This is a genomic window from Eikenella corrodens (assembly GCF_003990355.1).
In the GTDB taxonomy this organism is placed as follows: Bacteria; Pseudomonadota; Gammaproteobacteria; order Burkholderiales; family Neisseriaceae; genus Eikenella; species Eikenella corrodens_B.
The window spans coordinates 1,719,756-1,743,488 of record NZ_CP034670.1 but is presented as its reverse complement, the minus strand read 5'-3'; the positions used below and the strand labels follow the sequence as shown (position 1 = coordinate 1,743,488).

The following is a 23,733-nucleotide window of genomic DNA, read 5'->3' as shown; positions in this document are numbered from 1 at the left end:
CGGCGGAAACTGGATTTTTTGCGGCAGGGGCTCTAAACTGTGCGGCAGATTGGGCGGCGGCGTTTTTCAGGTAGCCTGTTGGAAGATGGCCGCCGCCATGCTTTTGTGTTGATTTTAAAGGAAGAGATAATGAAGATTTTGTTATTGGGCGCACCCGGTGCGGGCAAAGGCACGCAGGCGCAGTTCATCACGGCTGCTTTCGGTATTCCGCAGATTTCCACCGGCGACATGCTGCGTGCCGCCATTAAAGCCGGTACGCCGCTGGGCTTGGAAGCCAAAAAGATTATGGATGCAGGCGGTTTGGTACGCGACGACATCATCATCGGTATGGTGAAAGAGCGCATTGCGCAGGATGACTGCAAAAACGGTTTCCTGTTTGACGGCTTTCCGCGCACGCTGGCGCAGGCCGAAGCCATGCAGGAGGCAGGCGTGATTTTGGATGCGGTAGTGGAAATCGATGTGCCAGATGCGGTGATTCTCGAGCGCATGGCCGGCCGCCGTGTGCACCTGCCTTCCGGCCGCACCTACCACATCCGCTACAACCCGCCCAAAGTGGAAGGTAAAGACGACGTTACCGGCGAAGATCTGATCCAGCGTGACGACGACCGCGAGGAAACCGTGAAAAACCGCCTGGACGTGTACCACAAGCAAACCGCCGTGCTCATCGGCTTCTACAGCCGGCTCACCGGTGACAACGCACCCTGTTACATCAAAATCGACGGCACGCAGCCGGTGGAAGCCGTGAAAGCGGCGGTGTTGTCTGCCTTGGGCAAATAAACAGGAAGTAAGAAGTTTTCAGGTAGCCTCCAAGCGATAGCAGGCTACCTGAAACCAAAAGGCTACCTAGAAAAGGAAAAGCAATGAAAAAACTATGGTTTGCAGCCTGTGTGTTGGCGCTTTCCGCCGCCGCTTCGGCCGAATTGCGTGAAAACCGCTCTTACATGCCGGAAGAAGAAAAGCCGTGGGAAGAGGCTGCCGTGGTGCTGCCCGCTTATCCCGATTTGCAGCAAGGCGAGTGGTTTGAGCTGTATATCAACCCCACCTACCGCAACAAAGTTTGGCTGCAGCTGCCCGTGCAGCAGGCTGCCGACCGCAGCATGCGTTATGTGCTGGCGGTGCAACCGCAGGGCGGACAGCCGAATATGAGCTACGAAGGCATGCGCTGCGGCGACCGTCACCTCAGATCTTTCGCTTTCGGCGACAACACCAACTGGCGCTGGATTGCCCCGCGCAATAATGTATGGCGCAAGTTCGACAGCTATGTGAACGCCAACGACCCGGTGCGCAGCCGCCTGATGGCGATTTTCTGCAACGATGGACGTGCCCTTACCGCGCAAGAGCTCGACCAACGCATCCGCAGCCTGGGCGGGCTGCATTAGCGCTATGTATGCTTAATGCAAGATAAAGGCTACCTGCAAACCGGTTTGGGTTTCAGGTAGCCTTTTTCCAGCCAGCTACAAATTTAGGTTAAACCCTGCTAAAGCGGCCTTGCAGCATTGTTGCCCGCCCCCGATTTGCCTTACAATCGCCGTTTTCAACGGCAGAGGCCGCCATGTCTTCGTCTCCTACCCCGCACACTACAGTCAGCAGCCTGGCCTTATACCGCAGGCTGTTTGGCTACCTGAAAAACTATCTGCGCATTTTCTCCCTGGCCGTGCTTGGCATGGTGGTGGTGGCCGCTACCGGGCCGATTTTCGCATGGCTGCTCAAGCCATTGATTAACGAAGGCTTTGTGGAGAAAAACCTCTCCGCCATGCGCTGGGTACCGCTGGCGATTATCGGCCTGTTTATCTTGCGCGGTATTTTCAACTTCATCAACGAATACAGCACCAGCTACCTTTCCGGCCACTTAGTGCAGCAAATCCGCCGTGAAATGTTTGCCAAAATGCTCAAGCTGCCGGCCGGCTATTTCAGCCAACACGGCAGCGGGCGGATTATGTCGCGCATCATGAATGATGCCAGCCAGATTACCGAGGCCGGTTTCAATGTGGTAACCGTAACCGCCAAAGACGGCATTACCGTAGTGGGCTTGCTGTGTTTCCTGCTGTATCTGGATTGGCAGCTCACGATTATTACGCTGATTCTGATTCCGGTGCTGGCCTGGTGCGTGCGCCAGGTGAGCAAACGCCTGCGCCAGCTTTCGCGCGAAAGCCAGCAATATGCCGGGCAGATGACACAGGTGCTGGGCGAGAGCATCACCGGCGAGCGGGTGATTAAAGTGTATGGCGGGCAGGAGTACGAGAAAAACCGCTTCGATGAAACCGCCATCAACGTGCGCCGCAACGGCGTGAAGCAAACCGCCGCCAACTCCTTCAGCACGGCGGTAACCCAGCTGATGATTGCCACCGCGCTGGCCGCCATCCTTTATTTGGCTGCCGCCCGCGCCGCTTCCGATTCGTTTAGCGCCGGCGATTTTATGTCCTTCCTTTCCGCCATGCTGATGATGTTCGACCCCATCAAGCGCATGACCGGCATTTCTTCCTCGCTGCAGCGCGGCCTGGCTGCCGCCGAGAGCGTGTTCCAGTTTTTAGACGAGCCGGTTGAGCCCGATAACGGCACCGAAACCCTCAGCGAGGACACCGGCGATATCGAGTTGGTGAACGTGAGCCACCGCTATGAAAGCGCCGCCCGCAACAGCCTCGACAACATCAACCTGCGCATCCCCAACGGCAGCGTGGTGGCCTTGGTGGGCGCGTCCGGCTGCGGTAAAACCACGCTGGCCAACCTGTTGCCGCGCTTCTTCGATCCCACTACGGGCGAAGTGCGTATCGGCGGGCGCGACATCCGCGAATACAGCATGGCCTCCCTGCGCAAACAAATGGCGCTGGTGAGCCAAGACATGGTGCTGTTTAACGGCACGGTGGCCGAAAACATCGCCTACGGCCGTTTCGATGCCGACCCCGCTGCTATTGAAGCAGCGGCCAAAGCGGCCAACGCCTGGGAATTCATCTCTGCCATGCCGCAGGGTTTGCAAACTGAAATTGGCCAAAACGGCCTCAAACTCTCCGGCGGCCAGCGTCAGCGCATCGCCATCTCCCGCGCCCTGCTGAAAAACGTGCCCATCCTGATTTTGGACGAAGCCACCAGCGCGCTCGACACCAAATCCGAACGCCTAGTGCAATCCGCGCTCGACAAACTCATGCAGCAGCGTACCACTTTGGTGGTGGCGCACCGCCTCTCCACCATCGAGCAGGCCGATAAGATTGTGGTGATGCACGAAGGCCGGATTGTCGAGCAGGGCAAACATGCCGAGCTGCTTGCTAAGGGCGGCCGCTACGCCGACCTCTACCGTATGCAGTTCCACGAACAGCAAGAGCAGCAGGCGCAACAGGCAGAAGCCGCCGAAAGCCTATCGGGTGTGCTTTAACGTTGTTGCAAAGGAGTAAAAGCAAAGGCTACCTGAAATCTTTCAGGTAGCCTTTTAGTATGTTTGCAGGCAAGTGTTGCATGGATTGGATTGCAATGCCGGCATTCCGGCCAATAAGCCGGATTAGCACGCATTAAGGTTGCCTGAAATATTCAGCCAGCCTTCCATTCAATCAATCCCAAAATTTTCAGGTAGCCTGTATATTGCAACAGGCTACCTGAAAATTTCTACTCCGCTACTTCATGATGGCGCATCACCCACCAGCCGCCCCACAGACCGACCAAGATAAACGCACAAGCCAGCAGCGACCACCAAGGGAACGGCACGCTCAAGAAATATTCCACCGTGCCGCATTGGCCGTAGCCGCGGATAATCGGCTCATACCAATCAAACAGCGGCGCTCCCTGCAAGCGGAAAGTCCACGGCGCGCCACAAGAGGGCTGCTGATCTATGGGCAGGCTTTGCAGGTGCAGCTGGCTGATGGCCGTCCAGCCGCCCCATAGCGCCGGAATGCTTACCAGCATCGCCGCCACCGTTTGCGCCCAACGGCGCTTCAGCGGCAGCAGCATGGCGAGCAGCGAAAGCAGCCCCACGAAAATAATCGACACCCGCTGGATAATGCACATCACACACGGATCCATGCCCCGCCCATACTGCATATACAACGACATCGCCGTGCACACCGCCGCCACGGCAAAGATGCCCAACAGGATTTTTCGATAAGAACCAATCATGATCCGCTTTCATCCGGCTTGTAAAATAAAGAACGATATTATAAGCCCGCTGCTTAAGAACGCCAAACGGCAAAGGTTACCTGAAAAATAAACTTATCCGATACGCTGCTTTGAAGAGCACATCTTCAGGAGGCTGCATCATTGTTATCCGGCAACGGCGAAGAGGGGAGTATCCGGCCAACAATCAAACTCTTTGCGTCGCATGTGGTATTTACACTCTATTTATTGTTAAAAATTATCAAATTCATTTGCATTGGCTTGTAAAAGACTATAATCGCGCCTCAAAAATTTATCTATGTTTACTTTTTTTATCAAAGGGAAATCATGCAACACCCGTTCAAACCCACTTTTATCGCCGCCCTGCTGGCTGCTACCGCACCCGCATGGGCCGATAATGCTGCCGAAAATGAAGGCGGCAGCGCCGAATTGGAAAGCATCCAAATCACCGCCCGCAACCGCAGCACCCGTACTGAAAACCGAAACAGCTACACCACTTCCGCCATGCGTACCACCACGGGGCTTTCGCTGTCGCCCAAAGAAACACCGCAGTCGGTGAGCGTGATTACCAAACGGCAGATGAGCGACCAAGGCATCACCAATATGGCAGACGCGCTGAAAACCACCACCGGCATCAATGTGATCCGCGATACCGGCACGGCACGCTTCCAATCGCGCGGTTTCTATATCGACCAAATTGAAGAAGACGGCATCAGCAGCACTGTGCCCGGTGCGGTGGCGAACCCGATGTATGATGCGCAGTCTGCCACCGACCTGGCAGTGTACGACCACATTGAAGTGGTGCGCGGCGCCACCGGCCTGACCCAAGCCAACGGCGAACCTGGCGGCACGGTTAATGCCGTGCGCAAACGTCCAACTTCGCAAACCCAGATTCAAGGCGATTTGATGTTTAACCGCTTCGGCACGGCACGCGCCACGATTGACGCTTCGGGTTCATTGAATGAAGCGAAAACCCTGCGCGGCCGCGTGGTGGGCGTGGCAGGCAGGGACGGCAGCTTCAAAGACAGCGCGGCGGGCAATACATTCACTTTATACGGCGTGATGGATGCGCAAGCGGGCGAAAATACCAAATTCACATGGGGCGGCCTGTATCAGCACACCACATCGATTCCCGACGACTGGGGCATTCCGATGGGAACGGGCGGCAGCGATTCGGGCCTGCCGCGCGACACCTTCCTCAGCTATGACTGGAGTCGCAACCGCGCCCGCAAAATCAACCTGTTTGCCGAAGTGGAACATTATTTTTCCGATGATTGGAAACTGACCGGAACGCTCAATTACAACAACAACCATTCTTTGAAACGCAACGGCGGCATTTACAGCGGCAATACTTCTTATGCAGGCTGGACACCCGGCGGCGTTCTGCCTTCCGGCTGGCTCGGCCGGTACGACCGCAACGAGAAACAGTTCACCATCAAAACCAACCTGAACGGCAAATACCACCTGTGGGGGCGGGAACACGATGTGTTCTTCGGCTATACCTATAACCACAAGAGCGGTGGTGGCGAACGCCGACAGTTTCGCCATCTCCAATCGTACGACCCGTCTTCTTTCCGCGGCAACGAAGTGGCCGAACCGGATTGGTATGCCGGCACACCGTGGATGTTGTGGGACTACGACAATACCGAACGCAGTCATTCCCTGATGGCCGGTACCCGCTTCAACGCCACCGAAAAACTGCACATTTTGGCCGGCACGCGCTATACCAATATGACCACCAAATCCGTGGTGGATTATCACTACACCGGCGGCGCGGTGGATAATGACCCGGATACCGTTACCGAGCGCAAACACCATCGTTTTATCCCGTATTTCGGCATCACTTACGACATCACGCCGCATCACAGCATATACGCCAGCTACACCAGCATCTTCAAACCGAACAGCTACAAAGACCGCCACGAACGCTATCTGCCTCCTGTATTGGGCAGCAACTACGAAATCGGCTGGAAGGGCGAATGGTATCAAGGCAAGCTGAATGCTTCTGTGGCCTTGTTCAACATCCTGCAGAAAAACCGCAGTGTTCAGGTGTACGACAATGCCACGTCGCGCTGGTATAACGAGCCGGTCGGCCGCGTGCGCAGCCGCGGGATAGATGTGGAAATTTCCGGCAAGCTGACCGACGATTGGCAACTGTTTGCAGGCTACACGCTGAACAACAGCAAATATCTGGATGCCGAGAACCGCGGCGCGATTCCTGCGGGCACCAATTTCAGCAAACACACACCGCGCCATATGTTCCGCCTCTACACCAGCTACCGCCTGCCCGGCACAGCCAACAAATGGACTATTGGCGGCGGCATAGCGGCACAAAGCGATACCAGCAGCCTGGCCAACGTGAAGCAGGGCGGTTACGCATTGTTCAACGCCAATGTGCAGTATGAGTTCAACAACCACATGAAACTCAGCCTGATTGGCAGCAACCTGACTGACCGGCGCGTGTATGAAAACCAGAAAACCCGGCAGAACGGCATCAACAACTATCTGATCGAACCGCGCAACATCATGCTGAAATTCGATTGGAAGCTGTAATCCCGCCGCGCGGGCAAAGAGAAAAGGCTACCTGAAAATTTTCAGGTAGCCTCTGTTCGGCGGCGTGGGGCAGGGCGGTTTGCCGTGCCGTTTGCCCAGTTAGAACTTGCTTTTGATGTCGTTGATTAGGCCTTCGGCTTTGCCTTTGGCTTCGCTCATCAGCTCTTCAGCGGATTTTTTGCCTTTTTCCAGCACATCGGCAGCCTGTTTCTCTACGTCGGCAATGGCTTCTTTAGCTTTGCCCACGCCTTCTTGAATCAGGCCTTCGGCTTGCAGTTTGCTGCTGCCGATGGCATCGCCCACTTCTTTTTTCACTTTGCCTACGATATCGTCGAAATTGCTCATAAAAATACTCCTTGGTTGTGTGCTATTAAGATTTGAAACTATAAACCTTTTTTGCTTTGCAAGTAAAACCGATTAACCTTGCTTTACCATCCAATATTATCCATCCCGTTTTCAGGTAGCCTCGTGAAAACCCTCCGCCGTTTCCTCCGCCTTGCCGCCCTGTTTTGGTTTGCCAAAAGCCAATGGCGCGAATGGCTGCTTTTGGCCGCCGTAATCGGCTGCTCGCTCGCCATCGTGCGCGTCAGCGTGCTGATTACCGATTGGAACAAAACGTTTTACGATGCGCTCGCCGCCTTCGACAGCGCCGCCATGCCCGCGTTGGCGGGCGAATACCTGCTGTATATCACGCTGGTAACCGCCTTGGTCGCCTTCGGCAACTGGCTGCGCAAAATCCTGCTGTTCCGCTGGCGCAGCCACCTCACACAGCAATTCCAGCAGCAATGGCTCGGCCGCAGCCGCCACTACCGCCTACAACTACAACACGGCGGCGGGCCGGACAATCCCGACCAGCGCATTGCCGAAGACATCTTCCTTCTGTCGGAAAAAAGTATTGATTTGTTCAAATATTTCATCATGAACGCCACCAAGCTCGGCACGTTTGTGGTGATTTTGTGGCAGCTCTCCGGCGTGCAGACCTTCCGCCTGTTCGGGCAAACCATCACGGTTCACGGTTATCTGGTGTGGATTGTGCTGGTGTACTCGCTGGCCTGCACGCTCGCCATGCACCTTATCGGCCGCAAACTCCAGCCGCTGAACGTGGAACGCCAGCACCGCGAAGCCGACTACCGCGCCACCCTCCTGCGCGTGCGCGACCATGCCGAGCAAATCGCCCTCTATCGCGGCGAAGCTGCCGAACAAATCCGCCTGAACCGCCGCTTTGAAGCCGTGCGCCGCAACTGGCGCGAACTCATCGGCCGCGAGCTGCGCTTGGAGGGCTTTTCCGCCGCCTATCTGCGCCTGTCCATGTTCATCCCCATCATCGCCACCCTGCCCATGTATCTGGCGCATACCCTCACCTTCGGCGACATGATGAAGGCCCGCAGCGCGTTTTCCAACGTGCAGGACGGCTTCGGCTGGTTTATGGACTACTACAAACGCATCATCGAATGGGCATCCGTGGTGGAACGTCTGGCCGGTTTTCAGGTAGCCTTAAACGGGCTGGACGATGCGCCGCAAAAGCAGTATGCATCCGAAGAAAACAGGACTGCCGCCGAACTCAGCGTGCGCGGCCTCACCCTGCACACCGCCGGCGGCGAACGCACCCTGCTGCACAAACTCTCGCTCACCGCCCGCGCGCCAGAATGGCTGCTGCTCGAAGGCAGGAGCGGCATCGGCAAATCCACCCTGCTGCGCACGCTGGCCGGGCTGTGGCCGTATTACCAAGGCCGTTTCGCCATCCGAGGCCGCAGCCTGTTTCTGCCGCAACGCCCCTATCTGCCGCACGACAGCCTGCGCGCCGTACTCGCCTATCCCTATGCCGCCGCGCCCGACAACGCCGCCATCGCCCGAGTATTGCAGCAAACCGGCCTGCCGCGCCTGACCGCGCTCGATCCCGATGCCGAACACGAGTGGCACAACATCCTCTCCGGCGGCGAACAGCAACGCCTCAGCCTTGCCCGAGCCTTGCTGCATCACCCCGGCATATTGTTTCTGGACGAAGCCACCAATCAGTTGGACGATGCTTCCGCCGCCGAGTTGATGCGCACATTGCGGCAAGCCCTGCCGGATGCCTTATGCATCGGTATCAGCCATCAGGCACGGATTCAGGAGCTGTTTGAGCGGAGGGTAGATTTGGCGGAGTTTGCAACAAGAGGAGAGAACGGCCTTTGAGTCAGCGGGAGAAAGGTTGGCGCAAACCGATTTATAGTGGATTAACAAAAATCAGGACAAGGCGGCGAGCCGCAGGCAGTACACACGTTACGGCAAGGCGAGCCAACGCTGTACTGGTTTTTGTTAATTCACTTACCTTTTGCTACCGCGTGGATTTGCCTTGTCGTATTTTTAGACTGCTTGCGGCTTGGAGCCGTTGAGCGGCAGTTAAGTTGGTTTGCGACAGTTTCGCAGAAACCCGGCTTTCTTCAAAAACCTCGTTTTCAGGTAGCCTTTTTGATTGGATGGAAATTGGATGAACGAGGTGGCAGATAGAGGTCTCTGAATGGCTCTCGATGCTGCTGAAAGATTTCAGGTAGCCTTTGGGGCGGGGAGGGTGGTGGATGCGGTGGATTCGAGTAAGGGGTGGGTTGGCGGGGCGGAGCAATATAGTGAATTAACAAAAACCAGTACAGCGTTGGCTCGCCTTGCCGTAACGTGTGTACTGCCTGCGGCTCGCCGCCTTGTCCTGATTTTTGTTAATCCACTATAGTGCAGCAGTGCGGGATGTGCTCGGGCTGCGCCTATGTGGGGCTACCTGAAAATCTGGTTTCGCAGAAACTCGGCTTTCTTCGAAAACTTCGTTTTCAGGTAGCCTTGGTTGTTTATGGCTCGGACGGGGTGTCGGCAGCATTTTTTTGCTGTTTGAGGAAATCTTTGGCGGCGGCTTGTTCGGCTTCGTTGCCATAGCGGATGTGTTTCAGGGCGCGGCGGTGGGCGGCTTGTTGTTGGGCGGCGGCGATTTGTTGTTGGCGGAAGCTGTCGTGGTTGCTGGGCACGGTGCGCTGGTTTTGCCGTGCCTGGGCGCCGGCCATGGCGCGGGCGATGAGGTCGGCGGGGTTGAAGGCGGGCGCGGCGGGATGGTTTGGTTTGGCGGGTGTGTCTGTTGCCCGGGCAGGCGGGGACGTTTGGGCGGCTGCTTGCACAGCGGCGGCTCGTTGGGCAAGGTGGGCTTGGCGTTCGGCAGCAGCACGCTGTTGGCGCTGCTCGCGGTGTTGGAAGCGTTGTTTGGCGTGTGCGGCAGCGGCGCGGCGGGCTTGTTCCGGTTGGGCTTGGGCGCCGGCGCGGGGCAATATGGTATCGGGTACGGGCTGCATTTCAATGCAGTCTACGGGGCAGGGCGGCAGGCAGAGGCCGCAGCCGGTGCATTCGTCGGCCAGCACGGTGTGCATGAGTTTGGATGCGCCGAGGATGGCATCGACGGGGCAGGCTTTGATGCAGGCGGTACAGCCGATGCAGGCGGCTTCGTCGATGTAGGCCAGGGCTTTTACGGCGGCTTTTTCGGGCTGGGCCAGGGGTAGCGGCGGGGTATGCAGCAGCTCGGCAAGTTCGTGCAGCACGATGTCGCCGCCGGGCGGGCAGAGGTTGATGGGGGCTTGGCCTTGGGCGATGGCTTGGGCATAGTGGGCGCAGCCGTCGTAGCCGCATTGGCGGCATTGGGTTTGCGGCAGGAGGGCTTCGATTTGGCTGGCGGTGGGCATGGCGGTGTGGCAGTTGGATTTGGTTATGGATTGATTGCGGGGTAATTTCTGCAAACAGTTGGTTTGTTTTGCTGTGCGTGAATTGGTTGTGGCTGGCTGCTGGGTATCGAACGTTAACCTGCTTTATTTTAACACGTGGTTTCAAGCTCAAAGGCTACCTGAAAATCAGTTGGGCGATTTTCAGGTAGCCTTTTGGCTGGATTTGGGGTGAGATTACAGTTCGAAGTCACCCAAGTCGTCGGCGCTGACTTCGGCGTCGATTTGGCCGATGAGGTAGGAGGAGATTTCCACTTCCTGCGGGGCTACCTGAACGTTGTCGGAAGAAAGCCAGGCATTGATCCAGGGGATGGGGTTTTGCGTGGCGGCGGGGAAGGCGGCGTTCAGGCCGACGGCCATCATGCGGTGGTTGGTGATGTATTCCACATATTGGCACAGGATGTCTTTGTTCAGGCCGATCATGCTGCCGTCTTTGAAGAGGTATTCCGCCCACTCTTTTTCTTGCTCGGCGGCTTTTTTGAAGAGCTCGAAGCAGTCGTTTTCCAGCTCGACGGCGATTTCCGCCATTTCAGGATCGTCGGCACCGGCGCGCATCAGGTTGAGCATATGCTGGGTACTGGTCAGATGCAGGGCTTCGTCGCGGGCAATCAGTTTGATGATTTTGGCGTTGCCTTCCATCAACTCGCGCTCGGCAAAGGCGAACGAGCAGGCGAATGAAACGTAGAAACGGATGGCTTCCAACACGTTGACGCACATCAGGCAGAGATAGAGTTTTTTCTTCAACTCGCGCAAAGACACAGTAACGAGCTTGCCGCCGACATTGTGCGACCCTTCGCCCAGCAAGTTGTAATACTGGGTGTATTCGATTAAATCATCGTAATAGCAGGCGATGTCTTCGGCGCGGGCGATGATGTATTTGTTCTGCACGATGTCATCGAACACAACCGAGGGATCATTCACGATATTGCGGATAATATGGGTATAGCTGCGCGAGTGGATGGTTTCGCTGAAGCTCCAGGTTTCAATCCAGGTTTCGAGCTCGGGAATGGACACCAAGGGCAGCAGGGCAACGTTGGGGCTGCGGCCTTGGATGGAATCGAGCAGGGTTTGGTATTTGAGGTTGCTGATGAAGATGTGTTTTTCGTGGTCGGGCAGGTTGGCGTAGTCGATGCGGTCGCGCGATACGTCGATCTCTTCCGGCCGCCAGAAGAAGGAAAGCTGTTTTTCAATTAGTTTTTCAAATACTTCGTATTTCTGCTGGTCGTAGCGGGCGACGTTGACGGGCTGGCCGAAAAACATCGGTTCTTTGAGGGCATCGTTTTTTTCCTTGCTGAAGGTGCTGTAGGACATGACTAGGTGTTCGCAGGACATGGCGGGATCTCTTTTGCAATGTGATTGGTGAAGGATATAGGGCTTCAGGCTACCTGAAAATAATATAGCGGGTTAGGTACAGTTTTTGGCATGTTGGTGTTCCATGCAATACAATTTGCCGTGAAAACGTTTGGAATATTTTTGGCAATACTGAACCACTGCCGGGGTAAGCTTCTTATCGCAGCCTGGGTGGTTACAATGGATTTGGTCTGTTGCTTTCTGCTCGGTTTGGGCGTTACTTGTTTTGTCGGCTGTATTACTTTGCTGATGCTTGCGGCAATACAGTTTGCCGCTGAAACGGCTGCTGTGTTTTTGGCAATATTGAATGACTGCCTGGCTGAGTTTTTCATGGCAGCCCGGGTGTTCGCAGTACTCATCATGTACGGGTTCGGTTTCGGATTTGGGGCTGGCAGGGGGTGCTTTTTGTTGTAAGACTGCCTGCTGGTGCTCGCGACAGTATATTTTGCCGTTGAAGCGTTCATGGTTATGCAGACATAGCAATGCTTCATTTTCGCTGATGGCCTGCCCGCAGGTATGGCAGTTTGTCAATAAGGGCTTGATGGAGTTGGGCAGGTATTCCAGTAGCCCTTCCGGCTTGTGTTCTGCCGCAATGCGCCGCCCCCATTCGTGAATAGTTTCGTTGTTGATTAACAGGGCATCAAACATATGGTTGAGAACGAAGCCGACGCCTACTCTATTTTCGCCGAATTGTTCGTGCCATTGCCGGATAGCATCGGCTTTAATGACGCAGGAAGTATCAAAATCTTTGCTATCTGGCCGTTGGATAATGGACTGCGGTGACACAAGGACGGCATGGTGTACTTCCAAAGGCCGGCCGGTTTTCATTTTCACGCCGATACGGTCGAACAGTTTCAATAGGATTCGTTCGTGCCGTTTGCTTTGTTCGATGGGGGATGGGATTCCCTTTTTCTTACCGCTGGGGTATTGAACCGTGAATTCGCCGAATTTGTTGATAGTGAGGTTGCCATTGAAGTTTTTGGTTTCCAACAAGATGGCAAAAACGCGGTTGATCAATAGGTGATCTATTTGCGCAACTTCTCCGTCGATTTCTATCCGTAAGTCATGGATGATTACATAGTATTCGCTGTCTTTTAGGTAGTTGTCGATGTAAAAGGCAGCATCTTTCTCGCCGTTGATACTGGTGCGCAGCTTCCATAATTTATCGGTTAACTGTTCGCGCTGTTGTTTGTTGAGCGGCAGTTTATCTATGGCCTCGAGCAGTTTCAGCTTACTGCTTTTATCGTCGGCAGATTTAATCAGCATGATGTGGATGCGGAAAAAGGGTTTTCAGGTAGCCTGTTGGGCTGCAATCAACAAAGAGGAATAGGCTACCTGAAAAATAAACTTCTTTTTCAGGTAGCCTTGCTATCACAAGCTAAATCTTACAAGCTCCGCCGGCGCAGCCGTCGTCCTGAATATCGCTCTGCGTATCGTCCGCCCCATCTCTGGTGTGGTGGTAGTAGAGGGTTTTCAGGCCGAATTTGTAGGCGGTAAGCAGGTCTTTGAGCATCTGCTTCATGGGCACGCGGCCGCCGTCGAAGCGTTTGGGGTCGTAGCTGGTGTTGGTGGAAATGGCCTGATCGACAAATTTTTGCATGATGCCGACCAATTTCAGGTAGCCGTCGTTGCCGCCCATCTGCCACAGGGTTTCGTATTGGTTTTTCAGGCGCTCGAATTCGGGCACGACTTGTTTGAGGATGCCGTCTTTGGAAGCTTTTACCGTTACCAGGCCGCGCGGAGGCTCGATGCCGTTGGTGGCGTTGGCGATTTGTGAGCTGGTTTCGCTGGGCATGAGTGCGGTGAGGGTGGAGTTGCGCAGGCCGTGTTGGACGATTTCGGCGCGCAGCTCTTCCCAATCGTAGTGCAGGGGCTCGCTGCAGATGCTGTCGAGGTCTTTTTTGTAGGTGTCGACGGGCAGTACGCCTTTGGCGTACATGGTTTGGCCGAACAAGGGGCAGGCGCCGTATTCTTTGGCCAGCTGCACGGAAGCTTTGAGCAGGTAGTATTGCATGGCTTCGAAGGTGCGGTGGGTGAGGGCGAGGGCGGAATCATTGCTGTAGCGCACGCCGTGTTTGGCCAGGTAATAGGCGTAGTTAATTACGCCGATGCCGAGGGTGCGGCGGTTCATGGTGGCTTTGCGGGCGGCGGGGATGGGGTAGTCTTGGTAGTCGAGCAGGGCATCGAGCGCGCGCACGGCGAGGTCGGAAAGGTTTTCCAGCTCGTCCAGGTTTTCCAAGGCGCCTAGGTTGAAGGCGGACAGGGTGCAGAGGGCGATTTCGCCGTTTTCGTCGTTAATATCGTTTAACGGCTTGGTGGGCAGGGCGATTTCCAGGCACAGGTTGGACTGGCGCACCGGAGCCACGGCGGGGTCGAACGGGCTGTGGGTATTGCTGTGGTCTACGTTGTGGATGTAGATGCGGCCGGTGCCGGCGCGTTCCTGCATCAGGGTGGAGAACAGTTCGGTGGCGGGCACTACGCGTTTGCGGATGGCCGGGTCTTGCTCGTATTGCACATACAGGCGCTCGAATTCGTCTTGGTCGGCGAAGAAGGCATCATATAGGCCGGACACTTCGTTGGGCGAGAACAGGGTGATGTTGCCGCCTTTGATCAGGCGGGTGTAGAGCAGACGGTTGATTTGTACGCCGTAGTCGAGCTGGCGCACGCGGTTATCTTCCACACCGCGGTTGTTTTTCAATACCAAGAGGCTTTCCACTTCGATGTGCCACAGCGGATAGAACAGGGTGGCCGCACCGCCGCGCACGCCGCCTTGCGAGCAGGATTTAACCGCGGCTTGGAACATTTTGAAAAACGGAATGCAGCCGGTGTGCTGGGCTTCGCCGCCACGGATTTCGCTGCCCAGGCCGCGGATGCGGCCGGCGTTGATGCCGATGCCGGCACGTTGGGAAACGTATTTCACAATCGCGCTGGTGGTGGCGTTGATAGAGTCCAAGCTGTCGTCGCACTCGATCAGCACGCAGCTGGAGAATTGGCGCGTGGGGGTGCGCACGCCGCTCATGATGGGGGTGGGCAGCGAGATTTTGAACAGGGAAACCGCGTCATAGAAGCGTTTGACGTAATCCAAGCGGGTGGCTTTGGGATATTTGGCAAACAGGCACATGGCCACCAAGATGTAGAGGAACTGCGGGGTTTCGTAGATCTGGCGGGTGACGCGGTTTTGCACCAGATATTTGCCTTCCAGCTGCTTCACGGCGGCATAGGAGAAGGTCATATCGCGGGCGTGGTCGATATAGCCGTTGATTTCGTTAAACTCTTCGCGGCTGTAGTCTTCGAGGATGTGGCGGTCGTATTTGCCTTCGGCGGTCAGCTTGCTGACGTGGTCGAACAGGTGCGGCGGCTCAAACTCGCCATAGGCGATTTTGCGCAGGTGGAAAATGGCAAGGCGGGCGGCCAGGTATTGGTAGTCGGGCGTGTCTTCGGAAATCAGGTCGGCAGCGGCCTTGATGATGGTTTCGTGGATATCGTCGGTACGGATGCCGTTGTAGAATTGGATATGGGATTTGAGCTCGACTTGCGATACGGATACGTTGTCGAGGCCTTGTGCTGCCCAGGTAACGACGCGGTGGATTTTATCGAGGTTGATCGGCTCCAAACGGCCGTTGCGCTTGGTCACTTTGAGATTAACGGTATCGTTCATTTTCCCATCCTGATTTTGAGTAAGCAACACAAGATAATGTGTTTGGCGAGTGGAACCCGCACAATATAATGTATTTCGATGGCAAAAAAAAGATGGCAAAATGTAAGGCTTTGTGGCCGGGCGGTGTATGGATTTCTAAACCAATCACTTACACCAAGCAAAAATAATTTTATTGAAGTCGGTAGAGTGATTGCTTGAGTGATGAGTGCAACAGAGTGGGGAGGCTACCTGAAAAAAGGTGATGAGGTGGTTGCCATATATGGATGAGGCTACCTGAAATTTTGTCTCGTGATAGGCACGGTGCCAATTTCAGGTAGCCTTTTCATTGGCTGATCTTGGGCAATCAGGCAAACAACGCTGTTTTCAACAATGGGACACAGCGTTGTTTGCTTAGTATAGCCATTGGCTGTTTCCGACCAATTGTTCAAATAAACTTTCCAGCGTGGCTGCCTGAGACACTACCGCATCAACTTAAGGGAAAGACAGCAGCCTATCCACGTTTTGCTCGGTGGCTGCAGCTACTTCCCGCATACTGATGCCGCGCAAGGCCGCCACGGTTTCTGCCACCTGCCGCACATTGGCGGGCGTGTTTTCTCCCATACCGGCTATCGGCATAAACTGGCTGTCGGTTTCCAGCACCAAGTGCTCCAGCGGCAGCTCTGCGGCGGCGGTGCGCACTTTGCGGGCATTCGGGTTAAGCACCAGCGTGCCGATGCCGATAAGCAGGCCGCAACGGATAAAGGCGCGGGCTTCTTCGAGGCTACCTGAAAACGCATGGGCAATGCCGCCGCTGCGGAAACCGCTGTGCTTGAGCGCGGCAACCACATCGGCTGCGGCGCGCACATGGTGCAGCAGCACGGGGCGGCCGAATTGCTGTGCCAAGTCGAGCTGGGCGAGCAGGGCGGTGGTTTGTGCGGCGCGGGTATGCTTGCGATCGCCGTAGTAATCCAGCCCGATTTCGCCCACCAGCAGCCCCGGCTGCGCTTGCAGGCGCTCGGCGATGCGGCTGATTAAACCGGGTTGGAAGCTTTCGGCAAACCACGGGTGCAGGCCAAGCGCGCCATAATATTTGTGCGGGGCGTGCAGCCGGCAGACGGCATCGAAATCCGCTTCGGTAACCGACGGCACCATAAAACGCCGCACCCCTGCGGCCTGGGCGGCGGCAGTGATTTCAGGTAGCCGGCAGGCAAGCGCGGAGTCGGCAAGATGGCAGTGGGTGTCGGTAAGCATGGCGGAGCAATGGGAAGTTGATGGGGTGGTATGGCGCAGTTTGCGGGATGGGAGGCTACCTGAAAAATATAGTGAATTATAGTGGATTAACTTTAAACCAGTACGGCGTTGTCTCGCCTTGCCGTAACGTGTGTACTGTCTGCGGCTCGCCGCCTTGTCCTGGTTTTTGTTAATCCACTATATTGTGCGGCTTGCTCAGGTTTTGGCTAAGGCAGCTTTGAGCTGTTTGAGGGTGTGCCAGGCTTGGGCTTTGAGTTCGGGCTGGCGTAGGAGGATGGCGGGGTGGGGGACGGTGAAGGCGGGGGTGTGGCCGATGAGCTGTTCGAGCAGCCAACGGCGGGCGGGATCGTAGAAGCTGTTGCCGAGCAGGAGGACGGCTTGCGGCTGCGCCCAGGCGAATTCTTGGCGGATAAAGGCGGCGCAGCGCACTTGTTCTTCGGGGGTGGTTTTGAGGGCGATGCGCGGCGTGCAGCGCAGCCAGGCGGTGCGGAAGACTTGTTCGGGCGGCAGGCCGATGGCGGCGAACATATTGTCGAGCAATCGGCCGTGCCGGCCGCTGATGAGTCGGCCGGCTTCGTCGTCGCTGGGGGCGGGGTTGAGGCTGATGACCATGAGGCGGGCGGGCATGGCGCCGTAGCCGCTGAGGGCTTGTTTGCGTTGGCTGTGCAGGGAGCAGGCGGCACAGGCGGCGGCTTGCTGTTGCAATTCCTCGGGGCTGGCGAAGGCGGTGTGGGGCAATGCCGCCCACAGACGTTGCACGGCGGCGAGCGGGTCGCTTTCGTTGTCGGTTTGAGCAGGAGCGGGCTGGAATGGCTGCGGAGCGGCTATGGCAGCCAACACGTCGGCGCGGTGGCCTTGCGGAGGCTGTGCGGTGCGGGAGGCTGGTTGGTTTGGCGCAAGGGTGTGGTTTGGATGTTGCTGAAGCCCGCCGGCTGCGGTTTGCCGAAGTTTGCTTTGATTATTTTCAGGTAGCCTGGGTTGGGCTGCGGGGGCGGTGGGGTGAGTCGGGCTTGCTTGAAGTTCGTTGTGCCCGCTTGGGCAAAGTTCGCTGCGTCCGCTTTCAGGTAGCCTGGCGGGGGATTCGGGCTGGCTGCGGGCGGGCAGGGTTGGTTCGGCAATGCGGGCGCTGCGTTTGAGCCACATGGGGCCGAGGCCGAGGGCTTCGTGCAGGCGGGGGTAGCGGCTGCTCAGCATGGTTTCTCCATCAGCAGGGCGTCTTCGCGGCTGCCGTCGGGGCGGGGATAGTAGCCGGGGCGGCTGCCGCAGGGGATGAAGCCGTGTTGTTGATACAGGGCGATGGCGGCGCGGTTGTTGTTGCGCACTTCGAGGAAGATGCGGCGGATGTTTTTGGCATCGGCCTGTTTGAACAGGTGGCCGAGCAGCAGGCTGGCCACGCCTTGGCGGCGGTAGGCGGGGGCGGTGTCGATGAGGTGCAGCTCGGCTTCGTCGAGGATGGTTTGCCACACGATGAGCCCGGCCAGCTCGCGGCCTTGTTCGGCCAAGAGTACGGTTTCGTTGGCATGGCCGATACAGGCGGCGAATTGCTTTTCCGACCAAGGGGAAGGGTTGCATTGCGCATCGAGCGCGGCCAAGGCGGCGCTGTCGCCCGGGCGGGCGAGGCGGATGATCATGCCGCTCCTTTGCGCGCGGCCTGTTCGGCGGCAGTGAGGGCGACTTTGTTGCGCACGTAGAGCAGTTCGGCCTCGGCGGCGGAAACGTCGGGGTAGCGGCCGGAGGCGGCCAGCGCCAAGTAGTGCTCGGCGGTGGGCATATCGGGTCGGCCGGGGAAGGGCGGGGGTTCGGATAGGGCAAAAGCGTTGCCGATGCCGCTGATGCTGCTAGGGTTGAGGCTACCTGAAAGGTTTTCAGGTAGCCTGATTTCGTCGGCTTTGCCCACTTGGTAATCGCTCAAGCGTTGTTGGGTTTGGGTGTTAAACCAGGCATAGAACACTTCGCCCATGCGCGCATCGGTGGCCGCCAGCACGGCAGCCTGGACGGGGCAGAGCGAAGCGACTGCATCGAGGCAGGGCACGGGAATGAGCGGGATGCCGAACGGCACGGCCAGGCCTTGTGCCACACCGGCGCCGATGCGCAGGCCGGTAAATGCGCCCGGGCCTTGGGCATAGGCGATGGCGGTCAGTTCGCGCACCGCCAGCCCGGCTTCGTCCAGCAGGGTGGCAATCTGCGGCAGAATGAGTTCGGACTGCCGGTTGCCGGTTTCCTGATGGAACAGGCGGGTGTGGCCGTTGCGCCGCAGCGCCAACGACAACCACTGGGTGGAGGTGTCGATGGCGAGCAGCGGCTGTTCGGCGGAAACGGTGTGACTCATGCTATGCAGCTTCAGTCTGCTGCCACGATTTTGGACAGGTTGCGTACCAGCGCGGAGAGCATAGACAAGTCGGCCGGTTCGTAGTGCTGCATGTCGGCAATCTGGCTGCGGGCTGCGGCGATTTTGGCGGCGGCACGGCTGTTGCTGCCGGCTTGTAGGAAGTCGCGCGTGAATTCCAAATGGATGTTGGTGGCGTCTTCATACATGGCCAAACCGGCTTGCGACTGCCATTGGTTGTCGCTCGGCAGCTTGGCGATGGCGCGGTAAATCCAGCTCATGTTCAGTTTTTCGGAGAGCATGAAGTAGGCCTTGGCCACGGTGGCGATGGGTTTGTCGATTTTGGCGGCCAAATCCACCACGGCCAACACATTGGCGGCAAAGGGCAGGCGTGCGAGCATGGCCACATCCTGCTGGCTGAGCACGTTGTAGCTGCCGAGCCAGGCTTCGCGTTCGGCGATGCTGGGGTGCTCTTCGGCCTGGATGCGCTCCGGCAGTTGCTGCATGAACTCAGTAGTAGGAGCGCGATAGTGGCTGATGAGGCTGCCGATGTTGTCGAAGGGGCGTTTGCTGCGCAGCAGCTGGCCGGCTACATGGCCGATAAGGTCGGCAATGTCGGCACACAGGCGCATTTGTGCTTCGGCAGGCAGGCGGTTGTCGAGCGCCTGCACGGCTTGGAAACGGGCTTCACCGTCGAGCAGGATGTCGGCCACCCAGTAGGCGCGCACCACATCGGCCACGGAAGCTTGGTTTTCTTCGCTGCAACGCTGGATGAAGTGCATACCCATGCGGTTGATGACGCGGTTGGCCAGCTGGTTGGCGATGATTTCGCGCCGCAGGTAGTGCTGCTGCATTTCGCTGCCGTATTGCTGCTGGAGCGGGGCGGGGAAATAGCGGATAAGCGCGGGCAGGAAGTTGGGATCGTCGGGGAGGTCGCTGCCCAAGAGGTTGTCTTGGCAGTGCATTTTGCTGTAGGACAGCAATACTGCAATTTCCGGGTTGCTCAGGCCTTCCCCGGCCTCGGCGCGGCGTTTGATTTCGGCTTCGTCCGGCAGGAATTCCACAGCGCGGTCGAGGCCGGCGTTTTCTTCCAGATAGCGGATGAGCGCGGCAGCGGTTTTCAGGTAGCCTGCCGGGTTGAGCTGGGCAACGGAGAGGGCTTGGGTTTGCAGATAGTTGTCTTGCAACACCAATTGCGCCACTTTGCCGGTCATGTCCCGGAGCAGCTCATCGCGCTCTTCCAGCGTCAGGCGTTCGGCACGCACGGCTTCGCCGAGCAGGATTTTGATGTTTACTTCGTGGTCGGAGCAGTCTACGCCGGCGGAGTTGTCGATGGCGTCGGTGCAGCAGCGGCCGCCGTTTTGCCAGAATTCGATGCGGCCCAGCTGGGTGGCGCCGAGGTTGCCGCCTTCGCCCAACACTTTGGCACGCATTTCACCGCCGTTCACGCGCACTTCGTCGTTGGCTTTGTCGCGCACGTCGGCATGGCTTTCGGCAGCGGCTTTGATGTAGGTGCCGATACCGCCGTTGTAGATCAGTTCTACGTCGGCTTTGAGCAGCTCGCGGATGAGCTCGTTGGGGGTGAGGCTGTCGGCTTCGATACCAAGCCAGGCTTTCACTTCGGGCGTAATCTCGATGGACTTGGCGCTGCGTTCATACACGCCGCCGCCCTGCGAAATCTGCGCACGGCTGTATTTTTCCCAACCGCCGCCGCTTTGGAACAGACGTTTGCGCTCTTCAAAGCTCTTGGCGGCGCTGGGGTTCGGATCGATGAAGATGTGGCGGTGGTTGAAGGCGGCTTTGAGCAGGATGTGTTCGGACAGCAGCATGCCGTTGCCGAATACGTCGCCGCCCATGTCGCCGATGCCGACTACGGTAAAGTCTTCGTTTTGGATGTCTTTACCCAAATGGCGGAAATGGCGTTTTACCGATTCCCACGCACCCCGCGCAGTGATGCCCATGCCTTTGTGGTCGTAGCCGGCGCTGCCGCCGGAGGCGAAAGCGTCGTCCAGCCAGAAGCCGTGTTCGGCGGAGAGGGCGTTGGCGGTGTCGGAGAAGGAGGCGGTGCCTTTGTCGGCAGCCACGACCAAATAGGGGTCGTCACCATCGCGGCGGTGCACTTGCTGCGGCGGTTCGATGCCTTCGGCGGTGCGGTTGTCGGTGAGGTCGAGCAGGGCGTTGATGAAGATCTTATAGCAGGTAATGCCTTCTTTCAGGTAGCCTTCACGGTCGGTAGCGGCATCGGGCAGTTGTTTGCACACGAAACCGCCTTTGGAGCCGCCGGGCACGATTACGGCGTTTTTCACCATCTGCGCTTTTACCAAGCCCAGCACTTCGGTACGGAAGTCGTCGAAACGGTCGGACCAGCGCAGGCCGCCGCGTGCCACTTTGCTGCCGCGCAGGTGGGTGCCTTCTACGCGCAGGCTGTACACCCAAATTTCAAACAGCGGGAGCGGCTTGGGTAGGAAGGGGATGTCTTTGGATTTGATTTTCAGGCTGATTTCGGATTTCAGGCCGCCTTCTTTATCGGTTTGCCAGAAGTTGGTGCGGCACACGGCCAAAATCACGGAGCGGAAGGCATTGATGATGCGCTCTTCGTCCAGCGAGGGCACGTCGGCCAAGAGGCCGGTGAGCTCGCTGTTAATCATCAGGGCACGGTTTTCATCGGCTTCTTCAGGATGCAGACGGGCGGCAAACAGCTCCGCCAGCTTGGTGGCGATGGCGCCGTGGCGGATGAGGGTTTGCTCGATGCACTCTTGGGAGAACGGCAGGGTAGCTTGTTTCAAATATTTGGCCAGTGCACGTAGCAGAACGCTGTTGCGCCAGGTGATGCCGGCGGAGAGCACGAGGGCGTTGAAGCGGTCGTTTTCCACACGGCCTGCCCATACTTCGGCAAACAGCGCGGGCAGTTCGCTTCCCAAGGCATCGCAGCCATCGGCTTGAGCGTAGACAGCCACATTGGGTTTGAGAGAGAAGTGGTTCAGGCCGACGGCGCTGTTTTCGGTGTGCAGGGTATAGGGTACGGCGGTATGCACGTCGAACCCCATGTTCCCGATAATGGGCAGGGTTTGTGACAGCGGCGGGCTGATTTGCGGGGTGTAGAGGCGCAGCGCGTAGGGCGCGGCCGGGTTTTCCTGCTCGGAGAAGACGGTAACCAACTTGTGGTCGTTGTTGAGGAGTTCGGCGTGTTTGAGATCGGTAACCGCCTGATCGGGGCTGAAGGCTTCGCGGTAGGCGGCGGAGAAGGCGGCGTCGTCTTCGTGGGCGGCAGAGGCAGATTTGGCCTTGGCTTTGGGTTTGGCTTCAGACTGTTTTTTCTGTTCGGCTTTGGGTTGTGGTGCGGCTTCGGCATTGGTTGCCAGGCCGGCAATGTGTTGCTCCAACTCGCTGCGGGTAAAGGCAGGCAGTTTGCCGGCATCGGTAAGGCACAGGAATTGGATGCAGGCGAGCGGGTTGTCGTCGGTCAGCTGCACGGCGTATTCGCAGCTTTCGGCGGCCAGGGTGGTTTTCAGGTAGCCTGCAATGCGTTGGCACAGTTCGCTGCCGAATTGTTCTTTGGGCAGATAGCACAGCACGGAAACGTAGCGTTTGAACACGTCGCTGCGGGCAAACAGGCGCACGCGCGGGCGATGGCCCAGTGCAAGCAGGCCGGTAGCGGCTTCGGCCAGCTCTTCGTTGCTAGATTCAAACAGCTCGTCGCGCGGGTAGGTTTGCAGCAGGTGGCGCAGGTTGTGTTCTTCGTGGCTGCCGTCGGCAAAACCGCAGTGTTTCAGCACATGCTCGGCTTTGCCGCGCAGCATGGGGATGTTCCAGATGCTGTCGGTGTAGGCGGCGGCGGTGTAGAGGCCGATGAAGCACCATTGGCCGATAACTTGGCCGTTGGCGTTGAGTTTTTGGATGCTGACTTGGTTGAGATAGGCCGGGCGGTGGATGCGGCTGCGCTGCGGCGAGCGGTTGAGCAGCAGGCGGTCGTGGTGCAGCCATTGTTTTTTGTCGGCATCGGAGAGGGCGGCAAAATCATCGGCAATCTGATTGCTGTTACCGGCAAGGATGCCTTGCGCGGTGTTGGCTTTGGCCTGCAGGCGCGGGCTGCCGGAATGGTTGACCAAATCGTATTCGCAGAAGCCCATCAGGAGGAAATGGCGGTCGGCCAGCCAGCTGAGGAAGGAGACGATTTCTGCATCTTGGCTGCGGCCTTCGTTCAGAATCATCTGGTTAACCAGCAAAAGCTGACCGCGTAGTTTGTGTTCACTTTCTACAACCGTGCCCAATTCGGCCAAGAGGCTGCGGATTTGCTCAGCCAGTTTTTGGTCTTGTGCGGCCTCGCCGCCTTCCAGATACACGGCCACCAAGGTTTCTTGCGCGCTGCTTTCTTTGGCGGCTTCTTCGAGGGCAGCAGCTTTGCCGTCTGCATTGCGTTTGACCTGCCATGCGCTGTGCAACACGGCCAAAGGCACACGCTGCTCGCGGTTGAGCAGCATCAACAGGGAGTCGAGCAAGAAGGGGAGCTGGTCGGCCACAATTTCCACCAGCGTGTGCAGCACGCTGCCACCGATGGGCGAAACGCGCACCACGGCCTTGCCGGCGGCACGGGGCTCTTGGGCAAGCTTGCGGTGCGAATCGGCGGCAGATAAGAGTTCGGTGTCGCTATAGCAGGCCAGGTCGGCAAAGTCGGCCTGGCGATAATAGCCGGCAAGGAAGGGGAGGAAATCTTCTGCAAAATTCTGTTGGCGGGCACTGTCTTGCAGGCGCAAAACGGGAGGCGGCAGGTTCATGCTGGGGCTCCT

At 57.5% G+C, this 23,733-nt stretch carries 16 protein-coding genes; 5 read left to right on the top strand and 11 right to left on the bottom strand.

Annotation, left to right across the window (positions count from 1 at the left end):
• Window positions 1-129 precede the first annotated feature (129 nt).
• The 3 genes from adk to msbA all read left to right on the top strand — a co-directional run bounded on the left by adk (window position 130) and on the right by msbA (window position 3,367).
• On the top strand, window positions 130-777 hold the full coding sequence (gene adk / locus ELB75_RS08775; RefSeq protein WP_126983596.1) for an adenylate kinase: 648 nt from the start codon (window positions 130-132) through the stop codon (window positions 775-777).
• An 83-nt stretch (window positions 778-860) separates the two neighbouring features.
• Entirely contained in the window at window positions 861-1,379 is a 519-nt protein-coding gene (locus ELB75_RS08770) for a CNP1-like family protein (RefSeq protein ID WP_126983595.1), read from the top strand.
• A gap of 173 nt (window positions 1,380-1,552) precedes the next feature.
• A complete protein-coding gene (gene msbA / locus ELB75_RS08765) occupies window positions 1,553-3,367 on the top strand; it encodes a lipid A export permease/ATP-binding protein MsbA (RefSeq protein ID WP_126983594.1) in 1,815 nt (604 codons plus the stop codon).
• A gap of 227 nt (window positions 3,368-3,594) precedes the next feature.
• Here the strand turns inward: msbA and ELB75_RS08760 are convergent, their stop codons facing one another.
• The gene (locus ELB75_RS08760) at window positions 3,595-4,101 is read right to left on the bottom strand and encodes a disulfide bond formation protein B (RefSeq protein WP_126983593.1); all 507 of its coding nucleotides are present in this window, start codon (window positions 4,099-4,101) and stop codon (window positions 3,595-3,597) included.
• 324 nt (window positions 4,102-4,425) lie between these two features.
• Between ELB75_RS08760 and ELB75_RS08755 the strand changes: the two genes are divergently transcribed.
• Window positions 4,426-6,651 carry a TonB-dependent siderophore receptor gene (locus tag ELB75_RS08755; protein ID WP_126983592.1) on the top strand — a complete coding sequence of 742 codons (2,226 nt, stop codon included), beginning with the start codon at window positions 4,426-4,428 and terminating at the stop codon, window positions 6,649-6,651.
• Between the two features lie 99 nt (window positions 6,652-6,750).
• Here ELB75_RS08755 and ELB75_RS08750 read toward each other — a convergent pair whose 3' ends face one another.
• Window positions 6,751-6,996: a CsbD family protein gene (locus tag ELB75_RS08750; RefSeq protein WP_049258466.1), complete on the bottom strand. Its 246-nt coding sequence runs from the start codon at window positions 6,994-6,996 to the stop codon at window positions 6,751-6,753.
• Between the two features lie 123 nt (window positions 6,997-7,119).
• Here ELB75_RS08750 and ELB75_RS08745 point away from each other — a divergent pair, with 123 nt between their 5' ends.
• Complete coding sequence (locus tag ELB75_RS08745; protein WP_126984266.1) at window positions 7,120-8,826, top strand: ABC transporter ATP-binding protein/permease; 1,707 nt, start codon at window positions 7,120-7,122, stop codon at window positions 8,824-8,826.
• Window positions 8,827-9,470: 644 nt separating this feature from the next.
• Here the strand turns inward: ELB75_RS08745 and ELB75_RS08740 are convergent.
• From ELB75_RS08740 to ELB75_RS08700, 9 genes are all read right to left on the bottom strand, one after another.
• Window positions 9,471-10,346 carry an RnfABCDGE type electron transport complex subunit B gene (locus tag ELB75_RS08740; RefSeq protein WP_126984265.1) on the bottom strand — a complete coding sequence of 292 codons (876 nt, stop codon included), beginning with the start codon at window positions 10,344-10,346 and terminating at the stop codon, window positions 9,471-9,473.
• A gap of 213 nt (window positions 10,347-10,559) precedes the next feature.
• Window positions 10,560-11,693 (bottom strand): class Ia ribonucleoside-diphosphate reductase subunit beta, encoded by a 1,134-nt coding sequence (gene nrdB / locus ELB75_RS08735; protein ID WP_126984263.1) that lies wholly within the window; start codon window positions 11,691-11,693, stop codon window positions 10,560-10,562.
• A 93-nt stretch (window positions 11,694-11,786) separates the two neighbouring features.
• The gene (locus tag ELB75_RS08730; RefSeq protein WP_126983591.1) at window positions 11,787-12,998 is read right to left on the bottom strand and encodes a nuclease-related domain-containing protein; all 1,212 of its coding nucleotides are present in this window, start codon (window positions 12,996-12,998) and stop codon (window positions 11,787-11,789) included.
• A gap of 112 nt (window positions 12,999-13,110) precedes the next feature.
• Window positions 13,111-15,390 carry a class 1a ribonucleoside-diphosphate reductase subunit alpha gene (gene nrdA / locus ELB75_RS08725; RefSeq protein WP_126983590.1) on the bottom strand — a complete coding sequence of 760 codons (2,280 nt, stop codon included), beginning with the start codon at window positions 15,388-15,390 and terminating at the stop codon, window positions 13,111-13,113.
• A 471-nt stretch (window positions 15,391-15,861) separates the two neighbouring features.
• On the bottom strand, window positions 15,862-16,620 hold the full coding sequence (locus tag ELB75_RS08720; RefSeq protein WP_126983589.1) for a TatD family hydrolase: 759 nt from the start codon (window positions 16,618-16,620) through the stop codon (window positions 15,862-15,864).
• A 195-nt stretch (window positions 16,621-16,815) separates the two neighbouring features.
• Entirely contained in the window at window positions 16,816-17,814 is a 999-nt protein-coding gene (locus tag ELB75_RS13275) for a uracil-DNA glycosylase (RefSeq protein ID WP_164726863.1), read from the bottom strand.
• Window positions 17,808-18,251, bottom strand: coding sequence for a ribosomal protein S18-alanine N-acetyltransferase (gene rimI / locus ELB75_RS08710; RefSeq protein ID WP_126983588.1), 444 nt, complete (start codon window positions 18,249-18,251; stop codon window positions 17,808-17,810). Before rimI ends, ELB75_RS13275 begins: the two co-directional genes overlap by 7 nt.
• Entirely contained in the window at window positions 18,248-18,949 is a 702-nt protein-coding gene (tsaB, locus tag ELB75_RS08705; RefSeq protein ID WP_126983587.1) for a tRNA (adenosine(37)-N6)-threonylcarbamoyltransferase complex dimerization subunit type 1 TsaB, read from the bottom strand. The genes rimI and tsaB overlap by 4 nt, the downstream gene beginning before the upstream one ends.
• 11 nt (window positions 18,950-18,960) lie before the next feature.
• Window positions 18,961-23,721 carry an NAD-glutamate dehydrogenase gene (locus tag ELB75_RS08700; protein ID WP_126983586.1) on the bottom strand — a complete coding sequence of 1,587 codons (4,761 nt, stop codon included), beginning with the start codon at window positions 23,719-23,721 and terminating at the stop codon, window positions 18,961-18,963.
• Window positions 23,722-23,733 lie beyond the last annotated feature (12 nt).